Origin of the sequence: Vagococcus fluvialis (genome assembly GCF_003337315.1) — a bacterium.
In the GTDB taxonomy this organism is placed as follows: domain Bacteria; phylum Bacillota; class Bacilli; order Lactobacillales; family Vagococcaceae; genus Vagococcus; species Vagococcus fluvialis.
In genome coordinates this window covers 113,747-131,412 of sequence record NZ_QPJV01000004.1, presented here as the reverse complement: position 1 = coordinate 131,412, position 17,666 = coordinate 113,747, and the positions used below count along the sequence as shown (strand labels likewise).

The following is a 17,666-nucleotide window of genomic DNA, read 5'->3' as shown; positions in this document are numbered from 1 at the left end:
TGATAATCTCCTTTACAGAAAGTTCTCTTCTGATTTCTATTTTACAAAAACCACATTTCATTCAAATCCCGCTTCCTGGTTCATTAATTTAATTTGTTTAATTGCTTCATTAATACTTTTGGTTTTCCCTTTATGAATAAATATGATTTTCCCAGTTGGATATTCTGCTTTTCTACCAACTCTTCCAGAAATCTGAACAAGACTTGCTGTATTAAAAACTTGATGATCTGCTTCGTAAACAATTACATCAATATTAGGAAATGTAACACCACGTTCTAAAATAGTTGTTGTTAAAAGCCAATCAATATCCCCGCTTCTCATTTTTAAAATCAATTCTTCACGGTCTTCTTTTCCAGCGTAAACATAAGCCATTCTTTTTTCAGGATATCTTTTCCTTAATAAACAGAAACATTTTTTCATTCGATTAATATTAGAGAAAAAAATTAAACATTGTTTCTTTTCTTTATTTAATTCTTTAATCAAAAATGGAGAAAGTTTATTTTTAGCTAATCTTCGATTTAGAAAATAATCAAAATAACACACAGGTACAGGCAGAGGTTTGCCGTGATATCTTTTAGGAAGTGAATTTAAAACTAATTGTTGACTCCTCACTTCTTCTTGTAAGTCTTTACTAGGAGTTGCTGTTAAATAAACTAAAACCCCTTTCTTCTTTAAAGCTCTTTTAACAGCATTTGTTAAAACCGGGTTGTTTGCATAAGGAAATGCATCCGCCTCATCTACTATAATTAAATCAAAACTTTGAAAAAATCGTAACATTTGATGAGTTGTTGCCACAACAAACTTTGAATATCTGTATTCTTCCTTTTGCCTACCATACAATAAGCTAATTTCTTCATCAGGAAAAACACTTTGAAAACGAGGGTAAATTTCTAAACATACGTCTACGCGCGGAGAAACCACAGCAATTTTCATTCCACTTAACAAAGCTTCTTTTATAAGTAAAAATAGCATCTCAGTTTTCCCAGCTCCAGTTACAGCGTGAACTAACTGATATTCTTTAGTTTTCAAACAATTTACTAAATTTAAAGAAATTTTTTCTTGCTCATTAGTCAACTTTCCCTTCCACACAAATTCAATCGGTCTTTTGACTCCTTTTTTCTCCTTCATGCTATATAGATTTTTATTACTGTCAACTCTTCCTAATAGTAAACAATGAGGGCAGTAGTAAATAGTTCGCTTTTTATTTTTAATGTGGCAATCTTTTTTTAAAGAATTTAGACCACACCGATTACAAATTAGAAAATTTCCTTTTTCTTTAATGCCTGGTTCTACAGTGATTTTTGAAGAATTTAGTTTATTTTGATAAATCTTAGGTATTTCTTCTTTTAATAATTTTCTTCCTATTAAATAGTTTTCAAGACTCATAAATCACCTCTTTTGTTGAAATATACGCAGAAGTCTTTTTTGTTTTTTCGAAATAGACTATAATGGACAGTAGCTAGTTCGAACAGAAAGGATGTACAGTATGAAAAAATACTTTGTTATCGAATCTATGGATGAAAAAACAGATTTAAATGGTGTTATTTGGCAATCGGATACGAATAAGGCGCCAAAAGCAATTCTTCAAATTATTCATGGAATGGCTGAATACATCGAAAGATATGATGAGTTCGCACAGTTTCTAAATGATAATAATATTTTAGTCGTAGGACATGATCACTTAGGACACGGAGAATCTGTTGATATAGAAACACCTCTAATGGGATATTTTGCAAAAGGAGAAAGTGCAGATATTCTTGTAGAAGATACTTATCAAATTACTAACTACATTAAGAAAAGGTATCCTTCTCTCCCTATATTTATTTTAGGTCATAGTATGGGCTCTTTTGTTTTAAGAAATTACTTAAAAACTTATTCTAATGCCGTTTCTGGTGCAATTATTATGGGAACTGGTGGAAAAAAAGAAGAAGTTAAAATGACTAAGAGATTGTTAAAAGGCTTAAATACAATTAGTCCTAAAACTGTTAATCCAGCTTTTAATCACTTGTCATTTAATAGTTTTAATAAAAAAATTAAACAACCTATTTCTTCAAACGCCTGGTTATCAAAAAATGAAGAAAATGTCCTTAATTACGATCAAGATCCAAAATGTGGTTTCATCTTTACAAATAACGGCTTCTATACTCTTATTAATTTAGTAGATGGGGCGACTCAGAAAAATTGGTTTAAAACCATTCGTTCTGACTTACCAATCTTAATTGTCAGTGGAGAAAAAGATCCTGTTGGTAATTATGGTAAAATCCCGAGAAAAGTAGCTGTTGAATTAACAGATAACTACTTTGGGGATGTGACTTTAAGACTGTACCATGATTTAAGACATGAAATTTTAAATGAAACTGAAAAAGAAGATGTCATGAATGATATTTACGATTGGTTAACAAATCATTTATAAGATAGATGATAAAAAGAGGATGTGACTGAAGCTACTTCTGTGACACCGTTTAGTTTGTAAAAAAAGGGACTGTGCCATACTTATGTCACAGTCCCTTTTCACATTATTTAATTTGCTCAAATGTTTCTAGCATGGTTGTTAATTCTTTAGTTGTTTTCTCGTCTGGTTTTTCTTGACTTGTCCAAGCAGCTAAATTAAAGAAATATTCCTTAGTTTCAATTAAATTAGTTTGATAGGTTAACACACGCTCCTTAGCATCTTTCATTGTAAAGTTAACCGAATAACAATCTAATTCATTAACTGTTTTTTTCTCAGATACAGAGGTTACTGTTGCCCCGCTTTCTTCTAATTTTTTAACGAATGATTCTTTGTATTCATCTAAGGATGTTTCTTTTGGTTCAAAACCAGATGTCATAAAAGCTTTTAAATCTTTGTTACCTACTAAAAATAGAATATTTTCATCTTTGTTTGGATATTTAATCCATCCATCAAGTAATCTAAAACGGAATTCTTCCTTATCAACACTAAAGGTATACATTAAAGCATTGTCTGCAGTAGTTGCTGGTCTTTCGTTCTTTTTAGAAGAAGAACCACAACTTACTAAAAACACTAAACATAACACACTTATTAAACTTACAATTACTTTTTTCACTTAAAACACCTCATACTTTTTATTAATCAATTAACTTGGAGGCTAATTATGTTATCACATTACTATACCATAAAAAATGATGGTCAATTTGAAATAGTTATAAAAAAATCTCGTTTTATCTGTACCTTAAAACGAATTGATTCTGAAGAAGAAGCTAAAGAAATAATTCAAGGTATAAAAAAAGAACATTGGAAAGCTAGCCATAACTGTTTTGCTTATGTTCTTCACGAAAATCAAATGATTCAACGTTCTAGTGATGACGGAGAACCTAGTGGGACAGCTGGTATTCCAATGCTAGAAGTCTTAAAAGTAAAAGAGCTTTATAATGTATTAGCCGTTGTTACTAGATACTTTGGTGGAACGGAACTTGGTGCTGGTGGGTTGATTAGAGCATACAGTAGTTCAGTTGCTGAAACTCTAGAACACATAGGTTTAGTAAAAGCTATTCTACAAAAAGAAGTTATTGTGACCATAGATTACTCACTTCACGGAAAAGTAACTCATTTTTTAGAAACCAATCCTGAATTCACTTTAAAAGATACTCTCTTTACTGAAAATGTAACATTAATTATTATGGCTAATGAGGATAAAACCTTAGAGCTTGAAGAAAAATTAATCAATCTTTTAAGTAACCAATGTCAGATTTCATTTGGTGAAACAGATTACGTTGAAATTGAAATTTAAAAAAGAGACCTTAGACAGGTCTCTTTTTACTTCTCTAAATAAAATTCAAAACGCTCGCCAACATATTGACTTCTTACATATTCAAATGGAGCTCCGTCTTCAAAATAAGAAATTTGAGTCATTCTTAAGATAGCTTCACCACGTTTAATATCAAGAAAATGAGCAATTTTTTCTGAAGAAACCACTGCTGAAATATGTTGTGAAGATTTTCCAATTTTAAAGTTTCCTTTTTCTGCTAAGGTTTTATATAAAGAGGTTGTAATTTCTTCTTTATCATAATCCGATACTAACTTATAAGGAATACTGGCAACTTCAAAACAAATCGGAATATCATCTGCATAACGAATACGTTCCATCTTCAAAATATCTTCTTTTTCCGTTAATTGTAACTTCTCCATCTCACTTGAACTTGGCTTAGTAACAAAATAAGATATTGTTTTACTTGAGGGAACACTTCCCTGAGATTTAATAATATCAGAAAAACTTGTTGTTCCAATCATTGTTTCCTGAACTTTTTTTCTAGCTACATAGGTTCCAGAACCAATCTTACGCTCTAAAATCCCTTCATCTGCTAAAGTTTGAATCGCTTGTCTTAATGTCATACGACTGACATTAAACTTTTCAGATAGCTCTCTTTCTGAGGGTAAACGATCACCAACATGCCACTTACCATCTTCAATCTCTGATTTTATTTGATCATGAATTCTTAAATATACAGGTAATTTAGAGACCATTTTTCATCCACTTCCCTCTCCTAATTCTAGTTACTATTATAACTGGTATAGACAAAGGATACAACTAGTTTTCTTAATTCCAACTAATTTTGGTCAATCTGTACAGTTTCTTTTAAATTTTTCTCAGCAGTTGCTAAAAGTAGTCTAATTCGGTTAAGTTGGTTGACAACAGACACTCCAGGATCATAATCAATAGCCGAAATATTAGCCATTGGATATTGATGCCTTAACTCTTTCATAACACCTTTACCTACTACATGATTTGGTAAACAGCCAAAGGGTTGCATACAAATAATATTTGGCACGTCATTATTTAAAAGATCAATCATCTCACCAGTTAAAAACCAACCTTCCCCTGTATGATTTCCAATGGATAAGATTTGGCTCGCATCTTCTGCCAATTTATCAATAGAAGTAATCCCAGTAAATCTCTCAGATTCTTCTAGAGCTTTATTCATTGGTTTTTCACAGTATTCAATTAATTTAATAGCAAATTCTGCAATCCATTTTGATTTTTTACTAAACCCTAGATTTTCATATTTCCAAATTGAATTATATAAAGAGTAATTCATAAAACCAATAATACCTGGAACAACAGCTTCTGCACCTTCTCTTTCAAGAACAGCAACTATATCATTATTTGCTGTTGGCGAGTACTTCACTAAAATTTCCCCAACAACTCCTACTTTTGGTTTCTCTTCTGATGTAATAGGAATATTATCAAACTCTTTAACAATTTGTTTCATATGTTTTTTAAATAGTCTAAAGGAACCAACTTCTACACTATGAGTTATTTTTTCAAGCCATTTATCATGAAGTTTATTAACAGAACCAGGTATTATTTCGTAAGGTCTTGTGCGATATACTACCTTTTCAAATAAATCTCCATATAAAAAGGCAATCGCGACTTTTTTCATCAAAGGTAAACTCATTTTAAAGCCAGGATTAGACTCCACACCCTGATTACCTAATGAAATCGAAACTACAGGTACTTGGTCAAAACCTGCATCAACTAAAGCTTTTCTCAGTAAAGGAATATAATTTGTGGCACGACATCCACCACCTGTTTGAGTTAACATGACACTTGTATTCTCAACATCGTACTTACCAGACTGTAGAGCCTCAATAAGTTGCCCAATGGATATAATGGCAGGATAACAAGCATCGTTGTTAACATATTTTAAGCCAACATCAATCGCTTCTTTATCATCACTAGGTAAACAGACCACATCATAACCACTAGCTTTTAATGCAACATCTACTAACCCTTCTTGGTGAATTGGACTAAGCATAGGTAAGAGTAAGGTATGTTTTTGACGCATATCTTTCGTAAAAACAACTTTTTCTTTCTCTTCAAATCTCTTAACAGGTAATACTTTTGCTTTTTCTCTTTCTTTCATTGCAGCTTTTAAAGAACGTAATCTAATCCGAACAGCACCAAGATTAGAACCTTCATCAATTTTTAAAACTGTATAAATTCGACCATATTGAGCCATAATTTCTTCCACTTGATCAGTGGTCACAGCATCTAGTCCACAACCAAATGAATTTAATTGAACCAGTTCTAAGTTAGGCATTTTAGCTACAACTTTAGCTGCTGCATAAAGTCTAGAATGATAGACCCACTGATTAACGACTCTTAAGTTTTCAACGTCTCCTAAATGAGAGATGCTGTCTTCTGTTAAGCAGTGAAAGCCTTCTTGAGTAATGATATTAGCAATTCCGTGATTAACTTCTGGATCTACATGGTAAGGTCTACCTGAGAGAACGATTCCTTTTTCATTGTTTTTATGCATTTTCTCAAGGACTTTTTCCCCACGCTGTCTAACATCTAATTTAAACTTATCTAATTCTTCAAACCCATGATGAACAGCTTGAGAAATTATATCATCACTAAAATTAAAATCTGCAAATGTTTTTTGAAGTTGACTCGTAACAGATTCCACATCCGCTAAATTAAGATAAGGGTTCCGGTAGTCAACTTTGCCTTCTCTAATAGGATCCATGTTATTTTTTATAACATCAGAATAACTTTGAACAATCGGACAATTAAAATGATTATCAGCTACTCTATCCTCAACGCGCTCAAAGACAACACCTGGATAAAATATAATATCTACCTTGTCCTCTATTAAAGATTCAATATGACCATGAACTAATTTAGCTGGATAACAAACCGTATCACTAGGTATTGTTTCGATCCCTTTTTCATATAGCTCTTTATCTGATTTAGGTGAAAGGATCACTTTAAAACCTAAATCCGTAAAAATAGTATGCCATAATGGGTAATTCTCATACATATTCAAAACTCTTGGAATTCCGATTGAACCATTAACAGCTTCTTCATTTTTTAAAGAGCGATATCTAAACAAACGTCGGTATTTGTAATCCACTAAATTTTCACGACGTTTCGTTTTAATTTGTTTTTCCTGAGCTCCTCTTTCACAGCGATTACCTGTAATAAATTTACGCCCATCTGAAAATAAAGTCACAGTTAATAAACAATTATTTTCACATAAACCACATGTTGAAAATTCTTTTTCAGACGTTAAAGCTAACATCTCTTCCAATGATAAAAGACTACTTTCAGATCCATTAATGTCATATTCTTCTAAAGCAATTATGCCTGCACCAAAAGCTCCCATTAAACCTGCAATATTTGGACGAATCACTTCGCGCTCACTAATTAACTCAAAAGCTCTCAAAACTGATTCATTATAAAAGGTTCCACCTTGACAAACAATGGTTTTCCCAAGTTCTGCTGATTGCTTCATTTTTATCACTTTATACAAGGCGTTTTTGATAACTGAATAAGCTAAACCAGCAGAAATATCTCCTGGGGTTGCTCCCTCTTTTTGAACTTGTCGCACTTTAGAATTCATAAAAACGGTACATCTAGAACCTAAATCAACAGGCGTTCTTGAATCAATAGCCGCACTTGCAAAGTCTTCAATCGAATAATTTAGACTTTTAGCAAAAGTTTCTAAAAATGAACCACAACCAGAAGAACAAGCTTCATTTAATTGAATCGAAGACAAAGCGCCATCTTTGATGGTCATAGCTTTCATATCTTGACCGCCAATATCTAATATAAAGTCGACACCTGGAGCAAAAAAGTTAGCTGCTTTATAATGAGCCATAGTTTCAACTTCACCAATATCTACTTTGAGAGCATGCTTAATTAAATGCTCACCATAACCTGTAACAGCAGTTTTTGCTATAAATGTATCTTCAGGCATCAGCTCATAAACTCTTTTTAATACGTTAATCGTTGTTTCTAGAGGTCTACCTTCATTATTACCGTAATGACTAAATAAAAGTTCTGAGTTACTACCAATGACAGCTATTTTAGTTGTAGTTGAACCAGCATCAATGCCTATAAAAAGCGGTCCAGAGTAGTCTGTTAATTTAAATTCCTCTAATTCAGCCTGAGCATGTCTGTTTCTAAATTCATTTAAATCATCTTTTGTTTCAAACAAAGCTGGTAAACAATCTTCCATTCCTAATGAATGTTTCTCAGAAAATTTTAGTTTTTTGATTAACTCTTCTATATTAATCTTTTTTTCTTCCTTTAAAGAAAGTGCTGCTCCCAGTGCAACAAATAATTGCGAATTCTCTGGAAAAATAACTTGCTCATCTCTCAAATCAAGAGTTGCTATAAATCGTTTACGTAACTCACTCATGAAAAATAACGGACCACCTAAAAAAGCCACATTGCCTTTAATTTTCCTTCCAGAAGCTAAACCAGCAATGGTTTGATTAACAACTGCCTGATACACACTAGCGGCAATATCCTCACGTCTTGCTCCTTCATTAATTAGTGGTTGAATATCTGTTTTTGCAAAAACACCACACCTTGAAGCAATCGGATAAATAGTTTCATAAGACTTAGCTAAGTTATTTAACCCTTGGGCATCAGTTTTAAGTAAACTTGCCATCTGGTCAATAAAAGCTCCTGTTCCTCCTGCACAACTACCATTCATTCTTTGTTCAAGAGAACCTTCAAAAAAAGTTATTTTAGCATCTTCTCCCCCTAACTCAATGGCAACATCTGTTTCTGGAATTAAAGTTTCAACTGCTTTTGTTCCAGCAATCACTTCTTGAATAAAAGGAATATCTAATAACTCAGACAGTCCCATACCACCAGAGCCAGTAATCATAACTTGCATATTTTCAGTTTCTTTTAATTCTAGTTCCATAGCACATAATACTTCTAGGGTTGCATTTTTTACGTCTGAAAAATGTCGTTTATAGGTAGAAAATAATAATTGATTATTTTCATCTAACACGACGCATTTTACTGTTGTCGAACCTACGTCTATTCCAATACGTTTACTCATTTACATCAGTCCTTATTTAATTTCAAACCAACACTTTGTTGATTATCTTACAAAGTGTTTGATATACTATATAATATATATTAAGCGTGTTTGAAATAATTACAATCATCAGTTTAGGTTCATTTGTGATTTAAACAACAATCAAGGCCTATCTGTTGTTTTTTAAAGGAGAAAAAATGAAAAAACAAGACTTGCGTGTTATTCGAACCAAAAAAATGATTATTGAAGCTTTCCTTGAACTAATAGGTGAAAAAGGATATGAAGCCATTACTATTCAAGAAATTGCTGATAAAGCTATGATTAACAGAGCTACTTTTTATGCTCATTTTAAAGACAAGCCAGACCTTTACGACTACGTGATGAACTTTGCTATTTCTAATTTAAGTAGTATTTTAGACTCTAGTAGCCTTAATAAATCTAAATTCATCCACTTAAAAACAATCGAGAAGACCTTAACTAGAGTTTTTACAATGATTAAAGAACAACAGACTTTCTTTGTTATGCTAACAGAGGGTAGTTCTAGCGAGCCTTTTAGAAAAAAATTATCCACCGTTTTAGCAACGACTTATGAAGAAACTTTTTCTAAATTGAGAATAACTGAAAATGATATTGAGGTTCCTATGAGTTTTATTATTGAGTATATGACATCAATCTTTATTGGAACTGTTCATTGGTGGGTAACAACTGACTCAGATTTCGAACCTGACCACATGGCCCGCCTAGTTATTAAATTAGTTGGTAATGGTCATTTAACTGTTCTTGGAATAGATATTATGGAATAGAAAAAGAGATTAAAACAAGTCACTGTTTTAATCTCTTTTTAGCTTTTTTAATACAATTTAGAATGCCATTTACGTGTATTTTCTTTTGTTAACTTAGCTTTTTTTACTTCGTTCATAAAAGGGATCGTCTGTCTGACATCTTCAACTAAATCTTTTTCCTTCATCATGTCACGATAATTGACATACTGCTCTTGTAATCTGTTTTTTAAATCCATCAACATAACTTCCTTTCTAAAAATAAAAAAAAGTTAACATAAAATTATGTTAACTTTTCTACTGGGCTAGCTGGATTCGAACCAACGAGTGACGGAGTCAAAGTCCGTTGCCTTACCGCTTGGCTATAGCCCAAAAATAAAAAATGGAGGGGGGCAGATTCGAACTGCCGAACCCGAAGGAGCGGATTTACAGTCCGCCGCGTTTAGCCACTTCGCTACCCCTCCAGCTAGTCGTGGTTAAAAACCCGACTTCATAATCATACATAATTCATTAAAAAAAAGCAAGCTTTTTTTTAATTATTATGCAAATTCCAATTTCTTAATACTTCTTCATATCCTTGATCCATTGTTTTTACAAAACCTACAAAAGAATCATCAGATTTCACTTCAAATTTAGTTGAATCTAAAGCTGTTACTTCTCCAATCATTCGTTTTCCAATGAATAATTGATGATGAGCTAAAGTTTCACCGTCTTTTTTGATTTCTGTTTCTTTAATCTCAACTTCAACCGGTTTATTTTTTCTCACATTCTTCACCTCTTATCTATTAACTAATTGAGAATAGCATATTTTCAAGATTTTGTTAAGTCAAAATGCCACTCAACTTAAAATAACTTTAAGCTAAGTAGCATTCTTTTTATTTTATGAAAAATCTCTGATTCTAATACTGCCATTAGTTGTTTGAAAATTAAAAGTTAAATTGTTAGCATCTTTTTCATATTCTGGACTTTGTGCCACTAGGTAACCTTTATCTTGAGCTAATATAATTAAATTATCTGAATCTGTTACTACATTTCCTCTTCTTGTAGTTCCACTAATCCGATAAGGAATTCGTTTGTATTCAGGTAAAACACACTCAATATTGGCATTTGTTGTTCTAGCTTCAATTTGTGCTTTTCTTAAATATTCCACTGCAACACCATTAAAGTCTAACCAAATTTGAGCATTTTTTGTTTCTAAAAGGCTATTTTCAATGTAACTATCTTGAATATCAATCGTAGCATTTGTTGTTCTAAAATCAGCTTCATTTGATAAAACTTCTTTTACTTTTAATTTAGCATTCGTTGTTGATAGCTCAATAAAATCAGATTTTATTTTTCTAACATGAATATGACTATTTTTTGTTGTAGCTAAAATTCGTTTAGACTCACAGGCATGTAAATCAATACTAGCATTTTTAGTAGCAACAATAATTTCACTTGCTTCAATATTACGTATCTCAACTGTCGCATTACTATTTTCAATCATCATAGCAGGAATCATTGTTTCTGGAATATAAACGTCAAATCCTAGATATCTAACACCGTGATAATTATAATCTAAAAAATATCGACCATCCAATTCTTCTAAACGAATCATTAGATTTGAATTTCTGGTAGTTTTATACCATCCCTTAATAATAATTTCATCGCCACTATAAGAAGTTACAGCTATTTTGCTGTTTTTCCCTTTTAAAGTAATCGGTGAAAAAGCATTTTCTTTTACTTTTTGCGCCACTGAAAAGAGCTGATGTCCACCTCCAAAAAAGTCAAATGGTTCTCTTGGAATAGCAAAGTCTATTGGTTCCATAGGTCCATCTTTAATCTCATCAACAGTTTCAAAATCTCCCTCACGAGCAATCATCTCTAATAAATCTAAAGCTTGTTCTTGAGTGATAACCTCGTCCTCTAACATTTTCAAAACTTTTCTTTTTTGCTCTTTAATGCTCATCCTGACTCTCTCCTTCTAGTAAATGTTGTCGTTGAATATCTGTAAAAAATGTTAAATAATTTTCAAATAAAGCAAGTGGTAATTTTTCTTCTTTAATAATTTTAATAGTTAATTCCTTTTGAGAATGAGTTAAAAATGGAAATAGCTCATCTAAAAAATCCAACTCATAAGTCTTCAAACATGCTTCCAATGCTTTTGTTCGAATTGATTTTGACATCATAGGAACTAAGTTTTCTAAAGCTTGAAATCTTTTTTCAAAAATCAGTTGTAGAATAACCTCTTCTTTAATACTATTTGGCAAATAATATAAAAACTCTTCAATAATCTCATCAGAATCTGACATTTTTAAAATTTCAAAAGTAACTTTTTTCTTTTGAGCTTCGTTTAATAATAAGAAAAACTCAAAACCAGGAGCAAAGTCAATCACGCTATTAGCTTTTTTTAAAGCTTTCAATATAATAGCTTCCACTTGATGGTTTTTTAGCATCCCTGGTAAGTCGTATAACTGCTCCAATTCATTTAATTCTTGCTCTTCTTCCCATAAATCTGATATCGAAACATGTAGAGTACTAGCAATACTTGGAATTAATGAGATATCTGCCAGAGACTCTCCTCTTTCCCATTTAGAAACAGCTTGAGGAGTAACAAATAAAGCCTGAGCCATCTCTTGTTGTGTTAATTTATTTAGTTTGCGGTATTTCTTTAAATTTTCACTTATAATTGATGACATAGGCTCTCTCCTTTGCTATTTAAATCATATCAAGATTTACTTCATTGAACAATCAACTAGTGGTTTAGTTTGAAACAAAAAAGGAATGTGACAAAAATAAGTCACACTCCTTTAATTATAAATAACAGGTATGACAACTGCCTACCTGTTAACTGTTTGAATAGAAGATAACACGTTGTAGCCTTCTTTTTCTAAAACATCTTTTATAACTTCATTTTCCTCTGAAGTCGTCTGAATGACAATAACTGGTTGCTCTTCATGACGATACACTACTATTTGAATAATATTTAAATGATTGTCTTTAAATATTTGTGTTAATTTGGCTAAAACACCTTCCTCATCATGAGAGATGCTAATTGACACACGTGTTCCAGGTTCTCTGTAACCTGTAATATTTAAAAAGGCATCAAAGATATCGTTATTCGTAATAATCCCAACCACATCATTCATTTTGTTTAAAACTGGTAAAACATTAACCTTATGCTTTCGCATTTGAAAAATCGCATCTTCAAGTAAACACGTCTCTTTTATGGTTTCAACTTCTTTAATCATCACGTCTTCAACGACTGTTTTATTTAGTAAATAATTCGCTTCATAGACACTTAAACTAGTTGCTTTTGAAGGCATCGCTTCTTGAATCGTTCCCTCAGTGATTAAACCAACTAATCTTTTATTCTCAACAACTGGTAAGCGGTGAATATCATGTTGTTTCATCAGCTCCACTGCATCAAAAATTTTTAATGATTTATCAGCAGTAATGAGGTTTTTTGTCATATAATCTTTTACTAACATCACTTATCCTCCTAAGTACGCTTTTTGAATATCTGGACTATTTAATAATTCAGGACCACTACCTTCAAGAACAATTTTCCCTGTCTCTAATACATATCCTCGATCAGCAATGCCTAAAGCCATTTTCGCATTTTGTTCAATTAACAAAACCGTTGTTCCTTGATTTTTAATTTCCTCAATAATAGAAAAAATTTCTTTGATAAAAATTGGAGCAAGTCCCATAGATGGCTCATCTAATAAAAGTAATTTGGGACGACTCATTAAAGCTCTTCCCATAGCAAGCATTTGTTGCTCACCACCAGAAAGTGTGGCTGCATCTTGATTTTTTCTTTCTTTTAAAATCGGAAATCTATCAAACACAGTTGTTAAAATCTCTTGACTCTCTTTTTTATCTTTATAAAGAAAAGCACCTAATTCTAAATTTTCCATAACAGTCATTCCTGTAAATACATGACGACCTTCTGGCACTTGGACTAATCCTGAAGCCACAATTTTTGGTGATGTCTCCTTTTCGATATTTTTACCTTCAAAAAGAATAGTTCCTTTACTCGGTCTAACCAGTCCAGAAATTGTTCTTAGAATAGTTGTTTTCCCAGCCCCATTGGCACCAATTAAAGAAACGATTTCTCCTTCCTTTACTTCAAAAGAAATCCCTTTTACCGCCTGAATCATTCCATAATGAACAGATATATTCTCAACATTCAACATTACATTTCACCACCTAAATACGCTTCAATTACTCGTTTATTGGTCTTAATTTCCTCAGGTACTCCTTCAGCAATTAACTGACCATACTCTAACACATAAATCCTTTCGCAAACATCCATTACTAACGACATATCATGCTCAATTAAGAGAATAGTTAAATCAAATTCTTTTTGAATTCGTTTAATTAATTCTGTTAACTCAGCAGTTTCTTGTGGGTTCATTCCAGCTGCTGGTTCATCTAAAAATAAAATTTTAGGATCAGTTGCTAAAGCACGAACGATTTCAAGGCGTCTTTGTTCTCCGTAAGATAAATTTTTTGCTTTTGAAGTTTCTTTATCTAATAAATCAAAAATTGAAAGCAGTTCCCGTGCTCTTTCTTCCATTTCATTTTCAACTTTAAAATACTTAGGTAATCTTAAAATCCCTGTTAAAACACCTATTTTTTTTCGCCCTGTCATAGCAATCAAAACATTATCTAAAACTGTTAACTCTTTAAATAAACGAATATTTTGGAATGTTCGACTCAATCCTAGATTAGCAATTTTAAAGGGTTTAATGCCGTTTAATCTTTTAGTACTTTCTCCATCACCAAATAAAACATCCCCTTCACTCGGCTCATAAACACCTGTTAAAAGGTTAAATAAAGTTGTTTTCCCAGCACCATTTGGTCCAATCAAGCCAACTAATTCATTTTTATCTAAGTATAGATTCACATTAGAGACAGCTGCTAAACCTCCGAAGTTTTTAGTTAAATTATTTACTTTTAGAAGTGACATTACCTTGTCCTCCTTTATTAAATATTTTTTTGAAGGACAACTCAGCAGTACCAAGTAAGCCAGTTGGTTTGAAAATCATAATCACAACAAGAGCTAACGCATAAATAATCATTCGAATAGCACCAGCATCTTGTAAGAACATATTTAAAAACCCAAGAGCAAGAGCTGCAATAAATGTACCTGTAATACTACCAACTCCACCAAATACAACAATTATTAAAATATCAATTGATTTCATAAAATCAAAGTTTCCGGGAACTATAGTCTGAATGTAGCTAGCATAAAGACCACCTGCAATTGCTGCTGTCATAGCTCCAATTACAAAAGCTACTACTTTATATTTCGTTGTATTAACTCCCATAGACTCAGCAGCAATTTCGTTTTCACGAACGGAAAGTGTCGCTCTACCTGCTGGGCTATTAATAAAATTAGTAGTAATTAGTGTTGTAACACAGACAATCACATAAACCATTGACCAAGTAACAAATGGCGTAATCCCAAACAGACCTGCTGGACCATTTGTAATATGATCTAAATTCATAATTAATGTTCTAATAATTTCTGCAACACCTAATGTTGCAATTGCTAAATAATCTCCTGATAAACGCAGTGTTGGTATCCCAACAATTAAAGCTACCAGACCTGATAATAGAGCTCCTACTAAAAGACCTGTTAAAAATCCAGTTAGTGTTGGTGTCTTCATGGAAAGAATGGCAGTAGCATAAGCACCAATTGCCATAAATCCAGCATGTCCTAAAGAAAACTGACCAGAAACACCAATAACTAAGTTTAAGCCAACTGCTAAAATAATATTTATTCCAATCATTACTAAAGCATTTTCCATAACAGGTGACATTAAACCTGTAGAATAAGTTATTGCTAATATAATAAATCCAGTTGCCATTAGTCCTAGCCACGAAAGATTTGCTTTCATATTTTTTTTCATTTTAATCACCTACACTTTTTCTTTGACATTTTTACCTAATAAGCCTGCTGGTCTAACTAATAAGACAATAATCAAAATAGCATACACCACAGCGTCTCGGTAAGCTGTAAAACCAAGAGCACTTACAAAGGTTTCAATAATTCCAATTGAAAAGCCGCCTAACGCAGCTCCTGGAATAATTCCGATTCCTCCAAATACGGCAGCAATGAAAGCTTTAAGACCTGGAGCAACTCCCATCATTGGGTCAATACTATTATAGTAAAGACCAATTAACACACCACCAGCTGCTGCTAATGATGAACCTATAGCAAATGTGAAAGAGATAGTGTGATTAACGTTAATTCCCATTAACTGAGCCGCATCAGCATCCACACTAACTGCACGCATTGCTTTTCCCATTTTAGTGTATTTAACAATAACTTGAAGTAAAAACATTAAAACTAATGACGTTGTTAAAATCATTAATTGAATTTTACTAATTGTAAATAAACCGACATCATAATTTGTATTTTCAATAATTTGTGGAAATGGCCTTGTATCTGCTCCAATAAAATAAATCATTAATGATTGAATTAAAAATGAAACACCAATGGCCGTAATAAGTGCTGCTATCCTTGTTGATTTTCTAAGTGGTCTGTAGGCAAGAAATTCAATTAAAACGCCTAGAACAGAACAAATTGCCATTGATATTAACAAGGTTGGAATTAAACTAAGCTTCCACTGATTTGTCACATAATAACCTACAAATGCTCCTACCATATAAATCTCGCCATGCGCAAAGTTAATTAATTTAATAATGCCATAAACCATCGTATAGCCTAATGCTAATAAAGCATAGATACTTCCGAGAGATAGACCATTTATTAATTGTTGAAAAAAGTCCATTTGAGTTTACCTCCTCTTTAATAAAAAAAGTAAGGAAGCTTTTAAATTGCCCCCTTACTTCTTAATCCTTTATGGGTTTACAACATCAGCTGATGCTTCTTTACCTTCATTTAATCCGATAACGACAGCTGCTTTTTCAGGGTTATGATTTTTATCCATTGTCATTTTACCTGTCACACCATCAAAATCTTTTAAGCTTGCAAGTTGTTCTGTAATTTTTTCACTATCAGCTTCACCAGCTTTATCAATTGCTTCTGCTAACATATAAACTGAATCATAAGCTAAAGCGTTAAATGAGCTTGGAGCTTTATTATATTTAGTTTTAAAAGCGTCAATGAATTCTGTTACTTTTTCAGAACTAGGAGCTTGATCTGAGAAGTGTGCTGTATAGTAAATATCATTCATATTATTTTTTCCAGCAATGTCACCTAATTTTTCATCAGAGAAACCATCAGCTCCTAAGATTGGTTGCTCAATTCCCATTTCACGAGCTTGTTTAATAATTAAACCTGCTTCTTCATAGTAACCTGGTAGATAGATGAAATCAAAATCTTTATCTTTTATTTTAGTTAAAATAGCTTTGAAATCTTTATCTTTTTGATTAAATTTCTCATCAGCTACAATCTCACCTGTAAATGTGTCTTTAAATGATTTCGATAAACCTTTTGCATAATCACTTGAAACATCTCCAATCACAACTGCTTTTTTAGCATCTAAATTATTCATGGCATAATTAGCTAAAATAACTCCTTGGAAAGAATCTTGGAAACATGCTCTAAAAATAAATTCTTGAACAGCATCATTAACAACTGTAATCGCATCATCTGTTCCTGAAGGTGTAATGACTGGCACCTTAGCTTTTGTGACATTAGGAATTTGAGCTTTAGAAGCTCCAGATGTTGCTGGTCCAATAATAGCTACAACATTCTCTTTTGTTGTCAGGTTAGCAGCTACAGCCGCAGCCTCAGCAGTATCTGATTTATTGTCTTTAATGACAAGTTCGATTTTTTTACCCTTGATGCCACCTTTAGCATTGATTTCCTCAACAGCTAATTCAGCACCTTCTTTTTCTTGATTACCATAAGCTGCAACTGCACCAGATAATTCTAAATTCAGCCCAATTTTTATCGTATCAGAATCTGATTTTTTTCCTTCTTTTTCATTTGTTGCTCCGCCTCCTCCAGGCGCTCCACATGCTGAAAGTAGAATAGCACTTGCAAATAGCATTCCCATAAGTTTTTTCATAATAACTCCCCCTTATTCATTGGATAAATTAAATATTTTTAATTAAGATGTTTAT

Annotated in this window: 17 protein-coding genes and 2 tRNA genes; 3 read left to right on the top strand and 16 right to left on the bottom strand. The window is 32.4% G+C overall.

All coding sequences use genetic code 11. From position 1 onward, the window contains the following. Positions 1–57 precede the first annotated feature (57 nt). Complete coding sequence (locus DFR54_RS05670; protein WP_114289350.1) at positions 58–1,386, bottom strand: ATP-dependent helicase ComFA; 1,329 nt, start codon at positions 1,384–1,386, stop codon at positions 58–60. 100 nt (positions 1,387–1,486) lie between these two features. Here DFR54_RS05670 and DFR54_RS05665 point away from each other — a divergent pair, with 100 nt between their 5' ends. After that, positions 1,487–2,413, top strand: coding sequence for an alpha/beta fold hydrolase (locus DFR54_RS05665; RefSeq protein WP_086341575.1), 927 nt, complete (start codon positions 1,487–1,489; stop codon positions 2,411–2,413). Between the two features lie 103 nt (positions 2,414–2,516). Here DFR54_RS05665 and DFR54_RS05660 read toward each other — a convergent pair whose 3' ends face one another. Beyond that, the gene (locus DFR54_RS05660; RefSeq protein ID WP_114289348.1) at positions 2,517–3,065 is read right to left on the bottom strand and encodes a hypothetical protein; all 549 of its coding nucleotides are present in this window, start codon (positions 3,063–3,065) and stop codon (positions 2,517–2,519) included. 48 nt (positions 3,066–3,113) lie between these two features. On the opposite strand from DFR54_RS05660, the gene DFR54_RS05655 reads away from it, so the two are divergent. Next, positions 3,114–3,749 (top strand): YigZ family protein, encoded by a 636-nt coding sequence (locus DFR54_RS05655; protein ID WP_114289346.1) that lies wholly within the window; start codon positions 3,114–3,116, stop codon positions 3,747–3,749. Positions 3,750–3,775: 26 nt separating this feature from the next. Here the strand turns inward: DFR54_RS05655 and DFR54_RS05650 are convergent, their stop codons facing one another. Further along, positions 3,776–4,483 (bottom strand): GntR family transcriptional regulator, encoded by a 708-nt coding sequence (locus DFR54_RS05650; RefSeq protein ID WP_086341572.1) that lies wholly within the window; start codon positions 4,481–4,483, stop codon positions 3,776–3,778. Between the two features lie 83 nt (positions 4,484–4,566). Next, positions 4,567–8,823: a 2-hydroxyacyl-CoA dehydratase gene (locus tag DFR54_RS05645; protein ID WP_114289344.1), complete on the bottom strand. Its 4,257-nt coding sequence runs from the start codon at positions 8,821–8,823 to the stop codon at positions 4,567–4,569. 176 nt (positions 8,824–8,999) lie between these two features. Between DFR54_RS05645 and DFR54_RS05640 the strand changes: the two genes are divergently transcribed. Next, the gene (locus DFR54_RS05640) at positions 9,000–9,605 is read left to right on the top strand and encodes a TetR/AcrR family transcriptional regulator (protein WP_114289342.1); all 606 of its coding nucleotides are present in this window, start codon (positions 9,000–9,002) and stop codon (positions 9,603–9,605) included. Between the two features lie 47 nt (positions 9,606–9,652). Here the strand turns inward: DFR54_RS05640 and DFR54_RS13220 are convergent, their stop codons facing one another. The 12 genes from DFR54_RS13220 to DFR54_RS05585 all read right to left on the bottom strand — a co-directional run bounded on the left by DFR54_RS13220 (position 9,653) and on the right by DFR54_RS05585 (position 17,611). Continuing rightward, a complete protein-coding gene (locus tag DFR54_RS13220; protein WP_167799032.1) occupies positions 9,653–9,820 on the bottom strand; it encodes a hypothetical protein in 168 nt (55 codons plus the stop codon). A gap of 61 nt (positions 9,821–9,881) precedes the next feature. Then, a tRNA-Gln gene (locus DFR54_RS05635) sits at positions 9,882–9,953 on the bottom strand. An 11-nt stretch (positions 9,954–9,964) separates the two neighbouring features. Further along, a tRNA-Tyr gene (locus DFR54_RS05630) sits at positions 9,965–10,045 on the bottom strand. Positions 10,046–10,113: 68 nt separating this feature from the next. Then, the gene (locus DFR54_RS05625; protein WP_167799031.1) at positions 10,114–10,347 is read right to left on the bottom strand and encodes a DUF2969 domain-containing protein; all 234 of its coding nucleotides are present in this window, start codon (positions 10,345–10,347) and stop codon (positions 10,114–10,116) included. 114 nt (positions 10,348–10,461) lie between these two features. Further along, entirely contained in the window at positions 10,462–11,529 is a 1,068-nt protein-coding gene (locus DFR54_RS05620) for a DUF4097 family beta strand repeat-containing protein (RefSeq protein ID WP_114289338.1), read from the bottom strand. Beyond that, positions 11,519–12,259, bottom strand: coding sequence for a helix-turn-helix transcriptional regulator (locus tag DFR54_RS05615; RefSeq protein WP_114289336.1), 741 nt, complete (start codon positions 12,257–12,259; stop codon positions 11,519–11,521). The genes DFR54_RS05620 and DFR54_RS05615 overlap by 11 nt, the downstream gene beginning before the upstream one ends. A 141-nt stretch (positions 12,260–12,400) precedes the next feature. Continuing rightward, positions 12,401–13,051: a CBS and ACT domain-containing protein gene (locus DFR54_RS05610; protein WP_114289334.1), complete on the bottom strand. Its 651-nt coding sequence runs from the start codon at positions 13,049–13,051 to the stop codon at positions 12,401–12,403. A 3-nt stretch (positions 13,052–13,054) separates the two neighbouring features. After that, positions 13,055–13,759, bottom strand: coding sequence for an ABC transporter ATP-binding protein (locus DFR54_RS05605; RefSeq protein ID WP_114289332.1), 705 nt, complete (start codon positions 13,757–13,759; stop codon positions 13,055–13,057). Then, complete coding sequence (locus DFR54_RS05600) at positions 13,759–14,535, bottom strand: ABC transporter ATP-binding protein (protein WP_114289330.1); 777 nt, start codon at positions 14,533–14,535, stop codon at positions 13,759–13,761. Before DFR54_RS05600 ends, DFR54_RS05605 begins: the two co-directional genes overlap by 1 nt. Continuing rightward, entirely contained in the window at positions 14,513–15,481 is a 969-nt protein-coding gene (locus DFR54_RS05595; protein ID WP_114289328.1) for a branched-chain amino acid ABC transporter permease, read from the bottom strand. Before DFR54_RS05595 ends, DFR54_RS05600 begins: the two co-directional genes overlap by 23 nt. A gap of 9 nt (positions 15,482–15,490) precedes the next feature. Further along, positions 15,491–16,366, bottom strand: a complete 876-nt coding sequence (locus DFR54_RS05590; RefSeq protein ID WP_086341562.1) for a branched-chain amino acid ABC transporter permease — start codon at positions 16,364–16,366, stop codon at positions 15,491–15,493. 69 nt (positions 16,367–16,435) lie between these two features. Then, complete coding sequence (locus tag DFR54_RS05585) at positions 16,436–17,611, bottom strand: ABC transporter substrate-binding protein (protein ID WP_114289326.1); 1,176 nt, start codon at positions 17,609–17,611, stop codon at positions 16,436–16,438. Positions 17,612–17,666 lie beyond the last annotated feature (55 nt).

Coding starts and splice junctions, on each gene's coding strand:
- DFR54_RS05655 (WP_114289346.1), top strand. CDS start 3,114: ATGTTATCACATTACTATACCATAAAAAATGATGGTCAATTTGAAATA.
- DFR54_RS05640 (WP_114289342.1), top strand. CDS start 9,000: ATGAAAAAACAAGACTTGCGTGTTATTCGAACCAAAAAAATGATTATT.
- DFR54_RS05645 (WP_114289344.1), bottom strand. CDS start 8,823: ATGAGTAAACGTATTGGAATAGACGTAGGTTCGACAACAGTAAAATGC.
- DFR54_RS05600 (WP_114289330.1), bottom strand. CDS start 14,535: ATGTCACTTCTAAAAGTAAATAATTTAACTAAAAACTTCGGAGGTTTA.
- DFR54_RS05665 (WP_086341575.1), top strand. CDS start 1,487: ATGAAAAAATACTTTGTTATCGAATCTATGGATGAAAAAACAGATTTA.
- DFR54_RS05670 (WP_114289350.1), bottom strand. CDS start 1,386: ATGAGTCTTGAAAACTATTTAATAGGAAGAAAATTATTAAAAGAAGAA.
- DFR54_RS05620 (WP_114289338.1), bottom strand. CDS start 11,529: ATGAGCATTAAAGAGCAAAAAAGAAAAGTTTTGAAAATGTTAGAGGAC.
- DFR54_RS05595 (WP_114289328.1), bottom strand. CDS start 15,481: ATGAAAAAAAATATGAAAGCAAATCTTTCGTGGCTAGGACTAATGGCA.
- DFR54_RS05585 (WP_114289326.1), bottom strand. CDS start 17,611: ATGAAAAAACTTATGGGAATGCTATTTGCAAGTGCTATTCTACTTTCA.
- DFR54_RS05590 (WP_086341562.1), bottom strand. CDS start 16,366: ATGGACTTTTTTCAACAATTAATAAATGGTCTATCTCTCGGAAGTATC.
- DFR54_RS05615 (WP_114289336.1), bottom strand. CDS start 12,259: ATGTCATCAATTATAAGTGAAAATTTAAAGAAATACCGCAAACTAAAT.
- DFR54_RS05605 (WP_114289332.1), bottom strand. CDS start 13,759: ATGTTGAATGTTGAGAATATATCTGTTCATTATGGAATGATTCAGGCG.
- DFR54_RS05610 (WP_114289334.1), bottom strand. CDS start 13,051: ATGTTAGTAAAAGATTATATGACAAAAAACCTCATTACTGCTGATAAA.
- DFR54_RS13220 (WP_167799032.1), bottom strand. CDS start 9,820: ATGGATTTAAAAAACAGATTACAAGAGCAGTATGTCAATTATCGTGAC.
- DFR54_RS05650 (WP_086341572.1), bottom strand. CDS start 4,483: ATGGTCTCTAAATTACCTGTATATTTAAGAATTCATGATCAAATAAAA.